The 14,620-nt window shown below is 64.6% G+C and carries 12 protein-coding genes and 1 tRNA gene; 7 read left to right on the top strand and 6 right to left on the bottom strand.

Annotated elements, in window-relative coordinates; translation table 11 throughout:
• Positions 1 to 15: 15 nt before the first annotated feature.
• Together NHH88_05390 and NHH88_05385 are read left to right on the top strand one after the other, a co-directional pair.
• Entirely contained in the window at positions 16 to 2,301 is a 2,286-nt protein-coding gene (locus tag NHH88_05390) for a S9 family peptidase (GenBank protein ID USX17270.1), read from the top strand.
• A 2-nt stretch (positions 2,302 to 2,303) separates the two neighbouring features.
• Positions 2,304 to 3,638, top strand: coding sequence for an alpha-amylase family glycosyl hydrolase (locus NHH88_05385; GenBank protein USX15233.1), 1,335 nt, complete (start codon positions 2,304 to 2,306; stop codon positions 3,636 to 3,638).
• Between the two features lie 46 nt (positions 3,639 to 3,684).
• Here the strand turns inward: NHH88_05385 and NHH88_05380 are convergent, their stop codons facing one another.
• Positions 3,685 to 4,221 (bottom strand): DUF2058 domain-containing protein, encoded by a 537-nt coding sequence (locus NHH88_05380; GenBank protein ID USX15232.1) that lies wholly within the window; start codon positions 4,219 to 4,221, stop codon positions 3,685 to 3,687.
• Positions 4,222 to 4,354: 133 nt separating this feature from the next.
• On the opposite strand from NHH88_05380, the gene NHH88_05375 reads away from it, so the two are divergent.
• Complete coding sequence (locus NHH88_05375) at positions 4,355 to 5,347, top strand: DUF3616 domain-containing protein (GenBank protein USX15231.1); 993 nt, start codon at positions 4,355 to 4,357, stop codon at positions 5,345 to 5,347.
• 104 nt (positions 5,348 to 5,451) lie between these two features.
• Here the strand turns inward: NHH88_05375 and NHH88_05370 are convergent, their stop codons facing one another.
• Positions 5,452 to 6,855: a M20/M25/M40 family metallo-hydrolase gene (locus NHH88_05370; protein USX15230.1), complete on the bottom strand. Its 1,404-nt coding sequence runs from the start codon at positions 6,853 to 6,855 to the stop codon at positions 5,452 to 5,454.
• A 157-nt stretch (positions 6,856 to 7,012) separates the two neighbouring features.
• Between NHH88_05370 and NHH88_05365 the strand changes: the two genes are divergently transcribed.
• The 3 genes from NHH88_05365 (at position 7,013) to NHH88_05355 (ending at position 10,103) form a co-directional block, all read left to right on the top strand.
• Positions 7,013 to 9,274: a sugar nucleotide-binding protein gene (locus tag NHH88_05365; GenBank protein ID USX15229.1), complete on the top strand. Its 2,262-nt coding sequence runs from the start codon at positions 7,013 to 7,015 to the stop codon at positions 9,272 to 9,274.
• Positions 9,240 to 9,315, top strand: a tRNA-Phe gene (locus NHH88_05360). Before NHH88_05365 ends, NHH88_05360 begins: the two co-directional genes overlap by 35 nt.
• A 62-nt stretch (positions 9,316 to 9,377) precedes the next feature.
• Positions 9,378 to 10,103 carry a hypothetical protein gene (locus tag NHH88_05355; GenBank protein USX15228.1) on the top strand — a complete coding sequence of 242 codons (726 nt, stop codon included), beginning with the start codon at positions 9,378 to 9,380 and terminating at the stop codon, positions 10,101 to 10,103.
• A gap of 82 nt (positions 10,104 to 10,185) precedes the next feature.
• Here NHH88_05355 and NHH88_05350 read toward each other — a convergent pair whose 3' ends face one another.
• From NHH88_05350 to NHH88_05340, 3 genes are all read right to left on the bottom strand, one after another.
• Complete coding sequence (locus NHH88_05350) at positions 10,186 to 11,085, bottom strand: LysR family transcriptional regulator (GenBank protein USX15227.1); 900 nt, start codon at positions 11,083 to 11,085, stop codon at positions 10,186 to 10,188.
• A 293-nt stretch (positions 11,086 to 11,378) separates the two neighbouring features.
• The gene (locus NHH88_05345) at positions 11,379 to 11,735 is read right to left on the bottom strand and encodes a type II toxin-antitoxin system CcdA family antitoxin (protein USX15226.1); all 357 of its coding nucleotides are present in this window, start codon (positions 11,733 to 11,735) and stop codon (positions 11,379 to 11,381) included.
• 70 nt (positions 11,736 to 11,805) lie between these two features.
• Positions 11,806 to 12,681 (bottom strand): bile acid:sodium symporter family protein, encoded by an 876-nt coding sequence (locus NHH88_05340; GenBank protein USX15225.1) that lies wholly within the window; start codon positions 12,679 to 12,681, stop codon positions 11,806 to 11,808.
• A 212-nt stretch (positions 12,682 to 12,893) separates the two neighbouring features.
• On the opposite strand from NHH88_05340, the gene NHH88_05335 reads away from it, so the two are divergent.
• Complete coding sequence (locus NHH88_05335; protein USX15224.1) at positions 12,894 to 13,358, top strand: DUF2846 domain-containing protein; 465 nt, start codon at positions 12,894 to 12,896, stop codon at positions 13,356 to 13,358.
• Between the two features lie 58 nt (positions 13,359 to 13,416).
• Here NHH88_05335 and NHH88_05330 read toward each other — a convergent pair whose 3' ends face one another.
• The gene (locus tag NHH88_05330) at positions 13,417 to 14,550 is read right to left on the bottom strand and encodes a branched-chain amino acid ABC transporter substrate-binding protein (GenBank protein USX15223.1); all 1,134 of its coding nucleotides are present in this window, start codon (positions 14,548 to 14,550) and stop codon (positions 13,417 to 13,419) included.
• Between the last annotated feature and the right edge of the window lie 70 nt (positions 14,551 to 14,620).

Genomic DNA, 14,620 nt, shown 5'->3' with positions numbered 1-14,620 from the left:
ACGCTGGACCAGGCGATGGCCCATCCCGACTGGATCGGCAACCCGGTCGAATCGGCATGGTGGGGCTGGGACAGCCGCCAGGTCTACTTCAAGCAAAAGCGCGCCGGCTCGCCGCTGCGCGACACGTTCCAGATCGCCGCCGGCGCTCCGAAGCTGGTGGACGACAAGCAGCTGGCAAACCTCGACAGCGCCGACCCGGTCTACAACCGCGACCACACGCGCGCGATTTTGGTGCGCAACGGCGACCTGTTCGAACGTGACTTGAAAAGCGGCGCGCTGACACAAATCGTGCGCGGCACCACCCCGGCCTTCGATCCGCAATACACCGCCGACGGCGCCGGCGTGCAGTTCCGCGTGGGCAGCGACTGGTTCAGCTGGAGCCGCGCCGAGCGCCTGGTGTCGCCGGTGGCCGTGCTGCGCACCGCCAAGGACCCGGACGCCGCGCCGGACGCCAGCGCGCGCCGCGACCTGCAACTGCGCCTGCTCTCGACCCTGGCGCGCCAGAAGGAAGAGCGCGACGCCCTGCGCGAGCGCCGCAACCATGAACGCGGCGCCGACGCCACCCGCGCCCCGCAGCCGGTCTACCTGGGCGAGAAGGTCGTCATCGACACCAGCGCGCTGTCGCCGGACGGCCGTTATCTGCTGGTGGTCACCAGCGCCAAGGACGGCGACAAGCGCCGCGTCGGCAAAATGCCGAAGTACGTGACCGAATCGGGCTACGAGGAAACCGACGACGAGCGCAAAAGGGTCAGCGACGAAGGCCCGCAGCCGCAGCAACTGAAGCTGGTCGAACTGGCGACGCGCAAGGTGACCGAGCTGTCGTTCGACGCCCTGCCCGGCATCAATGTCGATCCGCTGGCCGAGATGCGCGCAGCGCGCAAGCTCGATCCGCTCAAGGGCAATCGCAGCGTGCGGTTTGAAAGCGGCGACGAATCGATCCGCTGGAGCGACAACGGCAAGCAGGTGGCCATCATGACGCAGGCGATCGACAACAAGGACCGCTGGATCGCCACCGTCGACCTGGCCGGCGCCAAGCTGCAACCGGTACATCGGTTGACCGACGCCGCCTGGGTCAACAACCGTGGCAACGGCTTCGGCTGGCAACCGGACAACAGCACCTTGTGGTACCAGTCGGAGGAAAGCGGCTACGCCCACATCTACCTGCAACCCGCCACCGCAGGCACAGGGATGGCGGCGCGCGCGCTGACCTCGGGCAAATGGGAGGCCAGCAACGTCGAATGGTCGGCCGACGGCAAGACCGCCTACTTCCTGTGCAACCCCAAACTGCCGGGCACCTACGAGGTATGCTCCAGCTCCACGAGCAACGGCACGCTGAAGGAACTGACGTCGCTGGGCGGCGTTGAAAGCTTTACCTTGTCGCCGGACGGCCGCAAGCTGCTGGTGCGCTACTCGACCGCCTACATGCCGGCGCAAATCGCCACCGTCGACAGCAGCGGCGGCGCCGCCAAACAACTGACCGACACCCGCAGCGCCGACTACAAGGCGCGCGAGTGGATCACGCCGCAAATCGTCGCGGTGCCGTCGACCCACGGCGCCGATCCGGTATGGGCCAAGCTGTATCGTCCGGCCACCCTGGAACCGGGCAAAAAATATCCGGTCGTGATGTTCGTGCACGGCGCCGGCTATCTGCAAAATGTCACCCAGCGCTTCCCGGTCTACTTCCGCGAGCAGATGTTCCACAACCTGCTGGTGGAAAAGGGCTACATCGTGCTGGACATGGACTACCGCGCATCGCTCGGCTACGGCCGCAACTGGCGCACCGCGATCTACCGCCAGATGGGCCATCCGGAGCTTGAGGACTACATCGACGGCTTGAACTGGATGGTGGCCAACCACCAGGGCGACGCGAAGAATGTCGGCATCTACGGCGGCAGCTACGGCGGGTTCATGACCTTCATGGCGCTGCTGCGGGCGCCCGACCAGTTCAAGGCCGGCGCCGCGCTGCGTCCCGTCACCGACTGGACCACCTACAACCACGAGTACACCGCCAACATCCTCAACACGCCGGAGCTGGACCCGGAAGCGTACAAGGTGTCGTCGCCGATCGAATACGCCGACAAGCTCAAAGGCCACATCCTGATCGCGCATGGCATGATCGACGATAACGTCTTTTACCAGGACTCGGTGCGCATGGCGCAGCGCTTCATCGAACTGAAGAAGGACAACTGGGAACTGGCTTCCTACCCGCTGGAGCGCCACGCCTACGTGCATGCCGAAAGCTGGTACGACCAATACCGCCGCATCTATCAGCTGTTTGAACGCACGCTCAAAAAGGAGTGACATTGAAACGACTTGCCACCTTGCTGCCGCTGGCAGCGCTGGTTTGCACCCTCGGGGCACCGCTGCACGCGAGCGCGCAGAAAATCGCACCGTCCGCCGCCACCGTCAAGCATCCGGCGTGGACGCGGAGTGCGAACATCTACGAAGTCAATCTTCGCCAGTACAGCAAGGAAGGCACGTTGAACGCCTTCGCCGCCACGCTGCCGCGCCTCAGGCAAATGGGCGTGGACGTGATCTGGCTGATGCCGATCCACCCGATCGGCGAAAAGAACCGCAAGGGCGCGCTGGGAAGCTACTACGCGGTGAAGGACTACCAGGCCGTCAGCCCGGAGTTCGGCAGCATGGACGACCTGCGGCGCATGGTCAAACAGGCGCACGGCCTGGGCATGCACGTGATCCTGGACTGGGTGGGCAACCACACCGCGTGGGACCATCCTTGGACCACTGAGCACGCGGACTGGTACAAGAAGAACGACAAGGGCGAGATCCACGCCGTCAGCTTCAAGAACGACAGCGGCGCCACCGAGGAATGGGCGGACGTCGTCGGCCTGGACTACGGCAACAAGGCGCTGTGGACGGCCATGACGGACGCGATGGCGTTCTGGGTGCGCGAAGCGGGCGTCGACGGCTTCCGCGCCGACGCCGCCGGCATGGTACCGGCCGAGTTCTGGGAGCAGGCGCGCGCGAAACTGGACAAGATCAAACCGGTGTTCATGCTGGCGGAGGCGGACGACCCGGCGCTGCACGGGCGCGCGTTCGACGCCAGCTACGACTGGCAGCTGAACGGCATCATGCAGAAGATCGGCAAGGGCCAGGCCGGCGCCGCCGAGCTCAAAGCGTATGTCGCCAACCCGGCGAAAAGCTACGCGCGCGACGCCTACCGATTGCAGTTCACCAGCAACCACGACATCAACTCGTGGCAAGGCGCGGACAAGGATTTGTACGGCCCCGCAGCCGGCGCGATGGCGGTGCTGAGCTACACCCTGCCCGGCGTACCGCTGGTGTACAACGGCCAGGAAGCGAAGCTGGAGAAGAAGCTGGCATTCTTCGAGAAGGACGCCATCGACTGGAAGACGATCGAGCTGGAAGGCTTCTACGCCGGCCTGAATCAGCTGAAGAAGCAGAATCCGGCGCTATGGAACGGCAAGGCCGGCGGCACGATGCAGGTGCTCGACGTGATCAACGACCAGCTGTTCGCGTTCCGCCGCCAGCAGGGCAAGAATACTGTGCGGGTCATCGTCAATCCGACCGGCGTGCTGCAGAAGTACAAGCTGGCCGGCGACGAAGGCCAGGCCGTCATCAAGCCCTGGCGCTGGCGCATCATCGTCTCGGAGTAAATCGGAAACAAAGCAAAGCCGCCAAGTCAAACTGGCGGCTTCTTTTTTACCACATCAAATCGTCGGGGATCTGGAACGCGGCGTATGGGTCGTCCTCGTCGACCTGGGTGCTGGATTTGTTCACCCGTACCACCAGCGAGGCGTCGCGCTCGGCGATCTTGTCGGCGATCACGCGCGGCACCAATTCCACCACACCGTTCATCACCACGATCACCAGCCGGCCCGCGACCAGGTGCTCGCGCACCGCCGGCGAGACGAAGATCCGTTCGATCTTGGTGCCATGCGTGAAGTTGTACGGGATGTCGCCCTTGCCCTTGTCCTGGCGGTTCTGCCGCACCATCTGCGCGATCTGCGCGACGATGGCCTTCTGGTTGGCGGCGGCGTCGCGCTGGGCGTTCGCTTCGCGCGCGCGCTCGGCGTTCTTGCGCTGCACTTCCAGCGCGGCGATGCGCGCTTCATCGACGGTCTGCTCGCCGGTGCGGCGCTCCACCTTCTTTTGCTTGCTCTTTTCCTGGTTGGCCAGTTTGACCTTGGTCTTGTCGACCAGGCCGGCTTTCAAAAACTGCTCTTGTAACGAGACCATATCGGCTACTCCGTAAATAGGCTCCGCCGCCAGCGCTGCGGCACCGGAACGCGGAAAGACGCTAGCATAGCAAATATGGCGCGGCCACCGACCTTTTCGCCACCGGCCCAATACCGACATTCAGGAGAATAAGATGGTCAACCCCAAAAAAGTCGCCTTCGCGCTTGCCGGCCTGCTGGCCCTGCCCGGGGCGTCGGCCAAGGCGCCGCTGGAGCACTACGGCATGTGCGATGCCTCGGCCGGCATCGCCGTCGACGACGAACATTTCGTCGTCGCCAACGACGAGGACAATATCCTGCGCATCTACCGCAGCGACCGATCGGGCGCGCCGGTGCAAACCTTCGACCTGTCGGACCAGCTGCGCATCACCGGCGAAAAGCTGCGCGAGGCCGACATCGAGGGTGCGGCCCTGATCGGCCGCCGCATCTACTGGATCGCCTCGCACGGCGCCAACAAGAAGGCGCGCGCGCGGCCGGAACGGCGCCAGCTCTTCGCCACCGACATCGGCGGCAAGGGCGACGACCTGACCCTGACGATCGCCGGCACACCCTTCACCGGCCTGCTCGACGCCATCGCCGAGTACCCGCCGTTCCAGAAATACCGGCTGCACGAGGCGGCGCAAATCTCGCCCGAGGATGAAGGCGGGCTGAATATCGAAGGCCTGGCGGCCACGCCCGAGGGCCACCTGCTGATCGGCCTGCGCAGCCCCGTGGTTAACGGCAAGGCGCTGGTGCTGACCTTGAAAAATCCAAACGAGGTGCTGGCGATCGGTGCGGCGGCCAAGGCGCCGGTGTTCGGACCACCGATGGAACTGCCGCTCGACGGCCTGGGCATCCGCAGCATCGACTACGCCGACAAGCTGAAGGCGTTCCTGATCGTCGCCGGGCCGCAGGATTCCGAAGGCGTCTTCAAGCTATACAAGTGGTCGCCGTCGAGCAACGAGGTGCCGACCGCGCTGGCGACCAGCATCGGCAAAGGCCTGCGTCCGGAAGGCCTGTTCTCGCTGGCCGACGGCAAATCGTTCCAGCTGTTGAGCGACGACGGCGACGAAAAAACCGGCGGCGTGCCGTGCAAGGAAGCGCCGCCAGAGCAGCGCAAATTCCGCAGCGTCACCGTCACTCTTTAAGCCCTGAACCCGCATGCGGTCCCCTATACGCATGCCGTACCACTTAGGGGTCGGACCCGCAGGGTCCGACCCCGCCTGGCAGTGCGGGTTAACGGGCCGACACCCTACTCCGTGGCCAGCCGCCTGGCCAGGCGGTACAGGTACTCCTGGCCGTCGTAAAGCGACTTCACGCGGATATGTTCATTGAGGCCATGCGCGCCCGAGCCTTCGGGCCCGTGGAACATGCCGCTGATGCCATAGGTCCAAATGCCGGCGTTGTTGAGGAAGCGGCCGTCGGTGCCGCCCGTCGCCATCGTCGGCACCACCGGCACACCAGGCCACATGGCGTTGCTGATCTCCTCCACTGCCTTCATCAGGGCCGGCGTCAGCGGCGGCATCGGGCTGGTCACGCCCTCGCCGATGCGGGTGATCTTGATCTGGTCGTCGGCCAGCACGCGCTGCAAGGTCGACTGTACCTCGTCGATCGGTTCGCCCGGCAGGATGCGGCAATTGACGGTGGCGCGGGCGCGCTGCGGCAAGGCGTTGTCGGCGTGTCCGGCGTCGACCTTGGTCGCCACGCAAGTGGTGCGCACGGTGGAGTTGTGGCTCGGATGTACCTCGTACAAGCGCTCCAGCGCCGCCTGGTCCGGCGTATCGCCGAGGATCGCCTTCATGTCGGCGGCAACTTGCCCCTTCTCGATGGTCGACATGCGCTCGTAATAAGCGCGCGTGACGTCGGACAGCTTGAACGGGAACGAGAATTGGCCCAGGCGCGACAAGCCGTCGGCCAGGTGGTAGATGGCGTTGTCGCGATACGGCGCCGAGCTGTGGCCGCCCGGATTGGTCACCTCCAGCTGAAAGCTCTGATAGACCTTCTCGCCGGCCTGGATGCCGTGGCGGACCGGCTTGCCGTCCTTGTCCAGCATGCCGCCGCCGCCCTCGTTGAGCGCCAGCTCGGCGTCGATCAGTGGGCGGTGGTGCTTGAGCAGGTATTCGACGCCGTCGAATTTGCTCGGCACCTTTTCCTCGTCGCAGGTCAGCGCCATCACCAGGTCGCGCTTGAGGGCCGGCTTTTCCTTTTTATAGCGGATCATGTTGGCGACGAAAGCCGCCGCCATCGCCTTGTCGTCCGAGGCGCCACGCGCGTAGAACGTCCCGTCCTCCTCAATTAGCTTGAACGGATCGCGGGTCCAGTCCTCGCGCTTTGCCTCTACCACGTCGACGTGGGCCAGCAACAGCAGCGGCTTGGCGCTGCCGTCGCCCTTCAGGCGCGCCACCAGGTTGCCCTTGGCCGGCCCGCCCGGCGGCACTACGATACGCAGGTCGGTGTCCTTGTAGCCGGCCGCCTTGAGGCGCTTGGCCATCTTCGTCACGGCCACCGTGCACGAGCCGACCGAGTCGGTGGTGTTGGTCTCGACCAGCTCCTGATAAATCTCGCGCAGTTGCTTTTGCACCGGCGTCAACGCCGCGCCATGGGCCGCGCCCGCCACCGTCAAACCCGCCGCCAACATCCATGCCGCTCGTCTCATACCGCTCCCGTCCAGTGGATTGCAAAATAGATAGCACAGCGATCAAATTTATACCGCGACATTATTGGTGTCAAGGAAAGTATCCGATAGTCAAGGCTGCGCCGGGGTGCGATTTTCTTGTCCATACTTGTTGTAAGTTCGACTACCCTTCCACGCTATGACTACGAACAACGACGTGCATCGGTCCGCGCCCCTGGAGCTCTGGGGAGGCCTGGAGGCCACCGTCAACCGGGTGCGCGACGACTTCTTCAGCCAGATGGACCAGAACGGCCACGCCGACCGGATCAGCGATATGGACCGCTTCGCATCGCTCGGCATCACCGCGCTGCGCTACCCCGTGCTGTGGGAACTGGTCGCGCCGGACGGCCTCGACAAGGCCGACTGGTCGTGGCCGGACGAGCGCCTGCCGGCCTTGCGCAGTCTCGGCATCGCCCCCATCGCCGGCCTGGTCCACCACGGCAGCGGCCCGCGCGACACCAGCCTGCTCGATCCGGCCTTCCCCGACAAGCTGGCCGCCTACGCCGGCGCCGTCGCCCGCCGCTATCCGTGGCTGGAACACTACACGCCCGTCAACGAACCGTGCACCACCGCGCGCTTTTGCGCGCTGTACGGGCTGTGGTATCCGCACGAACGCAGCGACCGCGCCTTCGTGCGCGCGCTGCTCAACCAGTGCAAGGGCACGGTGCTGGCCATGCAGGCGATCCGCGCCGTCAACCCGCGCGCCCGGCTGATCCAGACGGACGACCTCGGCAAAACCTACAGCACGCCGGAGATGGCGGCGCAGGCGCAGTTCTACAACGACCGCCGCTGGCTGCCGTGGGACCTGCTGTGCGGCATGGTCGGGCCGGACCACGCGCTGTGGCGCTATCTGCGCGACAGCGGCGCCTCCGCCGACGAGCTGCAGTGGTTCCGCGACAACCAGTGCCCGCCGGACGTCATCGGCATCAATTACTACATCACCAGCGAGCGCTGGCTCGACCATCGGGCCGAGCACTACCCGCCTCAGGACGTCGGCCCGGACGGCTACGCCGACGTGGTCGCCGCCCGTGCGCTGGCCACCCCGCGCCCCGGCATCGGCCCGCTGCTGCAAGAGGCCTGGGACCGCTACGGCCTGCCGCTGGCCGTCACCGAGGCCCACATCGACGCCAACCGCGAAGACCAGCTGCGCTGGCTGCTGGAAATCTGGCAGGCCGCGCAGCAAGTGCGGCGGGACGGCGTCGACATGCGCGCCGTCACCGTATGGTCGCTGCTCGGCTCGTTCGACTGGAACTGCCTGGTCACCGAGCGCAAGGGCTATTACGAAAACGGCCCCTACGACCTGCGCGGTCCCGAGCCGAGGCCGACCGCGCTGGCCACCCTGATGCGCGAGCTGGCGACCGGCCGCACACCGTCGAGCCCGGTACTGCAAGGGCTGGGGTGGTGGCGCCGGCCGCAGCGCCTGGTGTGTCCGCCGATGCCGTTCGGGCCGGCGCTGGTGCCCGAGATCGTCGCGCCCGCCGAGCCGGGGCGGCCCATCCTGATCAGCGGCGCCAGCGGCACCCTGGGCGGCGCCTTCGCCCGCCTGTGCGCCGAGCGCCACCTGGCCTGCCACGTGCTGACGCGGCAGGAAATGGACATCGCCGACCCCGCCTCGGTGGACGCCGCCATCCGCCGCTACCGGCCGTGGGCCATCGTCAACGCCGGCGGCTATGTCCGCGTGCAGCGGGCCGAGCAGGACGCCGAACGCTGCCTGCGCGAAAACGCCCAGGGGCCGGTGGTCCTGGCGACCGCCTGCGCCCGCCACGCGATCGAGCTGCTGAGCTTTTCCAGCGACCTGGTATTCGACGGCAGCAAGGGCGGCCCGTATCTGGAAAGCGACCCGGTGGCCCCGCTCAACGTCTACGGCCAGAGCAAGGCCGAGGCCGAGCAGCGCGTGCTGGCGGTCCACCCGCGCGCGCTGATGGTGCGCACCAGCGCCTTCTTCGGACCGTGGGACAAGCACAATTTCGTCACGCGGGCGCTGAGGACGTTGGCGGCCGGCCAGCCGTTCACCGCCGCGAGCGACCTGATCGTCTCGCCGACGTACGTGCCGGACCTGGTCGACACCTGCCTCGACCTGCTGATCGACGGCGAGGCCGGCATCTGGCACCTGAGCAGCGGCAGCGCGCTGAGCTGGGCGGAGCTGGCGCGGCGCGCGGCAGACCTGGCCGGGGTGCCGACGGCCCGGCTGCTGGCGCGTCCGGCCACCACGCTGGACATGGGCGCCGCCCACCCCGTTTTCAGCGCGCTGGGCAGCGAACGGGGCCAGCTGATGCCGCCGCTGGACGACGCGCTGGGGCGCTATCTGGCGGCGCTGGAGGGGGGACTTGGCGAATCCAGACAGGACTGCTACAATAGCGCGCCTTGGCCTGGTAGCTCAGTTGGTAGAGCAGAGGATTGAAAATCCTTGTGTCGGTGGTTCGATTCCGCCCCGGGCCACCAAGAATTCAACAGAAACGCCACCTTCGGGTGGCGTTTTTGTTTTTACAACTCCCGGATAGCCTATGCCCTCGCGTAAAAAGCTCATTGGCGTCGCGCTTGCCATCGTCGCCCTGCTGGTTGCCGCCATGGTCCTCCGACACGAGAAAATCGACCCGCCGCCGGCGACCGCGTTACCGGCGCCACAGCCGGCCGCTGCGGCCCAGGCTCCGGCCAAGCCGTCAGCCGAGAGGGCAGACGAAGTAGAAACGACTTATATACAGACGCTGAGGGGACGCGATTTTCTCCTTCGTGTCAGCGTCAATGGTAACGACAGCTATCGCAACGTGGAAGTCAGCATGGATGACGGCCAGCCGGTCAATTTGCTGGGAACGCTCGACGACCAGACCGGAAAATTGGAGAACACCACGTTCAGCCCCAACGATCACTTCAAGCTCGTCAAACTAATTCCCGGCGATGACCGCGAGCAGATCGTCTGCGAGGGCAGTGCATACCTCAGTCGCGGCGAAGGGTTGTTGGATACCTATACCGTGTACCGAATCGATGGCGACCGTCTGCAGGAACTGATGAGTGTGATCACGCGGCGCGATCGAGAGGAAGGCAACGGCCCTCCAGCACAAAAGCTGGATGCCCGTATCGAGCCGGCCACGCAGGATGGACAATCCGCCTTTATCTATCGTGTCACGGCGGGCGAGGGACCGGAGCGAACTATTGTTTTCGTCTGGAACGGTAAACGGTTTGAGGACGCCAGCGGCGCCTACGAGAAAATCCGCGAAGAGTACCAGCCATAGCAAGTTCAGACATACCGCAAGCTAAGTAAGCGGCTTGCGCGAGATGCGGCCGAAAACGGCGGGCGTGAGCACGGCGCAGCCGTCACGGGTTCTGCTCGACCAGATGATCGATCAGCGCGCGCACCTTTTGGGGCAAGTGACGGGTGGGCGAATAGACCGCGTTCACCGTGCGGTCGGCATAGGTGCCGGTCAGGCGCCAGTCGGAGAACAGGCGCACCAGGGCGCCGGACCCAATGGCCGGGGCGGCGATGAAGTCGGGAAGGATGCCGATGCCGGCACCGCCCTCGACCAGGGAGAGCCGGGCCATGCTGCTCTTGACCTTGACCGGCCCGTCGATCACCACCGTCAGCGCTTCATCGCCACGCGCCATGCCGAGTTGATTGCGCTGCGCGCCGAAACCGAGTTGAATACACCGATGCTGTGACAGGTGCGCCGGTTCGCCGGGCGTGCCGTGCGCTGTCAAATACGATGGCGACGCAACGATCACGTAGGCCACCTGGCAAATCGGCCGCGCCACCACGCCCGGCGCCAGGGTGGCCGGGATCGCCACCCGAATGCCCAGGTCGACGCCCTCCTCGGCCAGATCGACCACCCGATCGGTCAATTCAATTTCCACCTTGACGTCCGGCCACCGGCTCAAAAAGGCGGGCAACTGGCGGGCCAGCCAGATATCGCCATACACCGTCGGGGCGCTGATGCGCAAGGTTCCCGTCGGATGGGTGGCGTAGCGTCCCGCCTGCGCTTCGACGTCACGCGCGGCGCTGGCGATGCGGGCGCAATCGGCATACACCTCGGCCCCCATTTCGGTCAAGGACAGCGAGCGCGTGGTGCGGTTGAGCAGGCGTTGCCCCAGGTGCTCTTCCAACCGGCCCACGGAGCGGCTCACCGCCGACGCGGTCATGCCCAATTGGCGCCCGGCGGCGGCAAAGCCGCTGTGGTCGACCACCTTGGCGAATACCACCATTTCAGGAAGCAGTTTCATCGATTATTAGTGATTCCCAGGAACTAGTCTATGCACGCGCAGGCCAATTGTTACCGGCGGAGAATGATTCTACCATTAACTTATTGACAGCTTTTAGACCGGGGAGATGAAGATGAAGATCGCAAAACGTATCGCCAAGTGGCTCCGCCGGGTTCTCGGCCCGTCACAGAGCGATCCGGCCGAGCTGCTGGACCAGCACAGGTCAGGTCGCCGTGCGCCGCGTTGGGTGACGCTGCGTTAGCGGTGTGATGCGCGCCAGGAAGGAAGCGATTCGCGGGAGCCAGTCCCCAGTCTTAACTAGGATTGATATAAATATCCAACTTGCCATGGTCATCGCCATCGTGATCGGATGCATTCAAAAATCGCTGTAGTTGCTCGGCAGCGGTTCCCTCTTCCTCGACCCGACGCGCATATTGTTCCAGCGCTTCGCGATTATCCAGCGTCCAACGAGTGCAGTCATCATACCCGCCTGGCGGCACCCATCCATCCGGCGACTGCACGATTTGTGACGATACGGGGGAAACAGACGCCTCTACGGGAACCGGAATCAGTTCCAATCGCCCCCCTGGATGGGCGATGACGTCAAACGTCCTTCCCGCGTATTTCTTGCCCAACGATATCAGGCCGCTGGCGCCGACTTCCTTCAACATATAGGTCTCCAAATGTTCATGTCATGATGCCACATGAACCTGGCGAGGGTCATGCCTGCGCGTCCACGCCCTATTGGGCCGTCGCCTTCAGCGCCTGGCGCCGCATCAGCCAGGCGAACAGCAAACCGCCCGCATACATCAGCACGCCGTACAGCGCGCCGGGCACCGCCATCTGGTCCTGCTTCAGGACGGTGCTGGCGATCACCATGGCCAAGGTCGCGTTCTGGACCGACGTCTCGATGCCGAGCGTGACCGACTGCTGTCGCGACAGGCGCGCGAGCCGGGCCACGCCGAAACCGATCGCCAGCATCAGCAAGTTCAGCGAAATGGCGAACGGCGCCAGGGTGCCGAAGTTGTCGCGCAGCGCCGCCCAGTTCTTCGACACCGCGCCCAGCACGATGATGATGAACAGCACCGTGGCGATCCTGGTCGCGACCGGCTCGATGCGCAAGGCTCGCGCCGTCCATTGATGGCGCACGAACATGCCGATCGCCACCGGCAGGCCCAGCATGATGAAGATTTGCGCCATCATCATCCCCGCCGGCGCGCGCACCGTCTGCGCCGACCCGGCGAAGTGGTCCAGCGCGAACGCCACGATCAGCGGCAAGGTGAAGATGGTCAACACGCTCGCGACGGCGGTGAAGCTCAGCGCCAGGGCCACGTCGCCGCGCGCCAGGTAGGTTAGCAGATTGGAGGTGGTGCCGGTCGGACTTGCCGCGAGGATCATGAACCCGACCGCGAACACGCCGGCCATGCCGCTGACCTTGATCATGGCGAAGCAGACCAGCGGCAGCAGGATGAAATGGCAGACCACCCCGACCAGCAGGGCGCGCGGCTGGCGCACGATGCGGCCGAAGTCGGCGGGTGTCAGGCCCAGTCCCAGCGAAAACATGATGAGAGCCAGCGATAGCGGCAGCAGCAACGATGAGAACAGATCTCCTTGCACGCGTTTCTCCAGTAAAGGTTGAATGACGATAACGGAGCGACATCATACTGCGTTTTAGTGTTGCAATCTCAGTATTATTACAGGCAATTTTAGTTTCCTGAGAGGAAAATTACTGTAAAATAGATAAGCCCTCAAAGAGGGGCAACTCCACTAGAAACCGGCGCTCGATTTCGAGTCGCCTACATATTCACCATCACTTGGGTAACTCAACAATGAAAATCGTTCCATTCCTCGTTATCGCCGCATCGTTCCTCGTCACCGGATGTGCTTCGGTGAACATGGCGCCGAAAGAAGAATCCGCCAAAGCAAAACAGTTCAACCCGCCCAGCGCGAACAATGCCGGTCTCTACGTCTACCGCAACAGCTTTGTCGGAAAAGTACTGAAGAAGGATATCTGGGTCGATGGCAAGTGCCTCGGCGAAAGCGCGCCGGACGTGTTCTTCTACACCGAGGTAGCAGGCGGTAAGAGCATCAAGGTGTCCACCGAATCCGAATTCTCGCCGAACGACCTGGTGCTGAACGTCGATTCCGGCAAAAACTACTTCGTCCGTCAATACATCAAGATGGGCGCTTTCGTCGGCGGCGCGGGCGTTGAACTGATTCCTGAGCAGCAAGGCAAGACCGACGTTGCGAAGCTTGAAATGGCTAAAGCCGGCAATTGCAGCGGTGCCAAGTAACAGGCGGTGTGAGCCTTTACACTGCGCCACCCTCGTCGGGCGCGCACTGCGCGCTCGACTACCGAAGCACGACCAGCTTGGTTTTTTTGCCGGCGCGGTAGGTGGAAACGGTCAGCGCGCCATCCCGTATATCGCCGTTGGCATCGAAGCGAATGGTGCCGGTCAGGCCGGGATACTGGATCTGGCGCAGCACCGGCAGGAACTTGACCGGGTCCGTCGAGCCGGCTTGCCTCATGGCCGCCGCCACCGTCATCGTGGCGTCGTAGGCGTGCGGGGCATAGGTCTGGATATCGCTGCGGAAGCGCGCGTGAAAGCGGGCCACGAAATCGGCCACGGCTTTTTCGTGCGCGGCATCGATGCCGCCGGCCTCGGCGCAGTAGACGGCGTCGTCGCGCAAGTTCCCGCCTGCGAGCGTGGGCAGCGCTTCGGTGCAGATGCCATCACCGCCCATGAAAGGCAGTGACATGCCGAGCGCCTTCATCTGGCGCAACACGCCCCCGGCGGTGGCGTCCATGCCGCCGAAGAACACCAGATCCGGTTTCCTGGCGCGGATGCGGGTCAGAATGGCGCTGAAATCGCTGGCCTTGGCGGTGGTGAATTCGCGGCCGATGATTTTCAGACCCGGCACACTAGCCTCGGCGCTTTTGATGAACTCGTCCGCCACGCCCTGTCCGTAGGCGGAGCGGTCGTCGATGACGGCAATCCGGCGCGCGCCCAGTTCGTTGACCGCGTAGCGGCCCAGCGAGCGTCCCAGCATGTTGTCGTTGGCCACCACGCGAAACGCGCCGGCGAATTTCTGCCGGGTGTACGCGGGGGTGGTGGCGGAAGGCGAGATCTGCACGACGCCGGCGGCGTTGTAGATGCGCGAGGCGGGCACGGTGGTGCCGGAGTTGGCGTGGCCGACGACCGCCTTCACGCCAGCGTCGACCAGTTTCTGCGCCACGGCCGTACCCTGTTTCGGATCGGCCGCGTCATCCTCGCTTTGCATGACGAAGACCGCCTTGCGGCCGCCGATGGTGACGCCACGGGCGTTCAAATCCTCGATTGCCAGCGCCACGCCATTTTCCATCGCCTTGCCCAGATGCGCGATCTCGCCAGACAGCGGCCCCGCCACGCCGATCTTGACCACATCCTGCGCCATGACGGCGCAGCTCCACAGGCCGGCAAGCATAAGGGAAAGAATGCGCGTCATTGCGGCTCCAGAGGATGAGTGAAGCACGCATTCTAGCAACCCGGCAACCATCAGGCCCATCGTGTCCGAC

The sequence above is a fragment of the Oxalobacteraceae bacterium OTU3CAMAD1 genome (assembly GCA_024123915.1).
Lineage (GTDB): Bacteria > Pseudomonadota > Gammaproteobacteria > Burkholderiales > Burkholderiaceae_D > Rugamonas.
This window is presented reverse-complemented; position numbering and strand designations above follow the sequence as displayed.

Excerpts from the sequence above, each read along its gene's own strand:
- NHH88_05390 (USX17270.1), top strand. The coding sequence starts at position 16 with ATGGCCCATCCCGACTGGATCGGCAACCCGGTCGAATCGGCATGGTGG.
- NHH88_05380 (USX15232.1), bottom strand. The coding sequence starts at position 4,221 with ATGGTCTCGTTACAAGAGCAGTTTTTGAAAGCCGGCCTGGTCGACAAG.
- NHH88_05375 (USX15231.1), top strand. The coding sequence starts at position 4,355 with ATGGTCAACCCCAAAAAAGTCGCCTTCGCGCTTGCCGGCCTGCTGGCC.
- NHH88_05370 (USX15230.1), bottom strand. The coding sequence starts at position 6,855 with ATGAGACGAGCGGCATGGATGTTGGCGGCGGGTTTGACGGTGGCGGGC.
- NHH88_05365 (USX15229.1), top strand. The coding sequence starts at position 7,013 with ATGACTACGAACAACGACGTGCATCGGTCCGCGCCCCTGGAGCTCTGG.
- NHH88_05355 (USX15228.1), top strand. The coding sequence starts at position 9,378 with ATGCCCTCGCGTAAAAAGCTCATTGGCGTCGCGCTTGCCATCGTCGCC.
- NHH88_05350 (USX15227.1), bottom strand. The coding sequence starts at position 11,085 with ATGAAACTGCTTCCTGAAATGGTGGTATTCGCCAAGGTGGTCGACCAC.
- NHH88_05345 (USX15226.1), bottom strand. The coding sequence starts at position 11,735 with ATGTTGAAGGAAGTCGGCGCCAGCGGCCTGATATCGTTGGGCAAGAAA.
- NHH88_05335 (USX15224.1), top strand. The coding sequence starts at position 12,894 with ATGAAAATCGTTCCATTCCTCGTTATCGCCGCATCGTTCCTCGTCACC.
- NHH88_05330 (USX15223.1), bottom strand. The coding sequence starts at position 14,550 with ATGACGCGCATTCTTTCCCTTATGCTTGCCGGCCTGTGGAGCTGCGCC.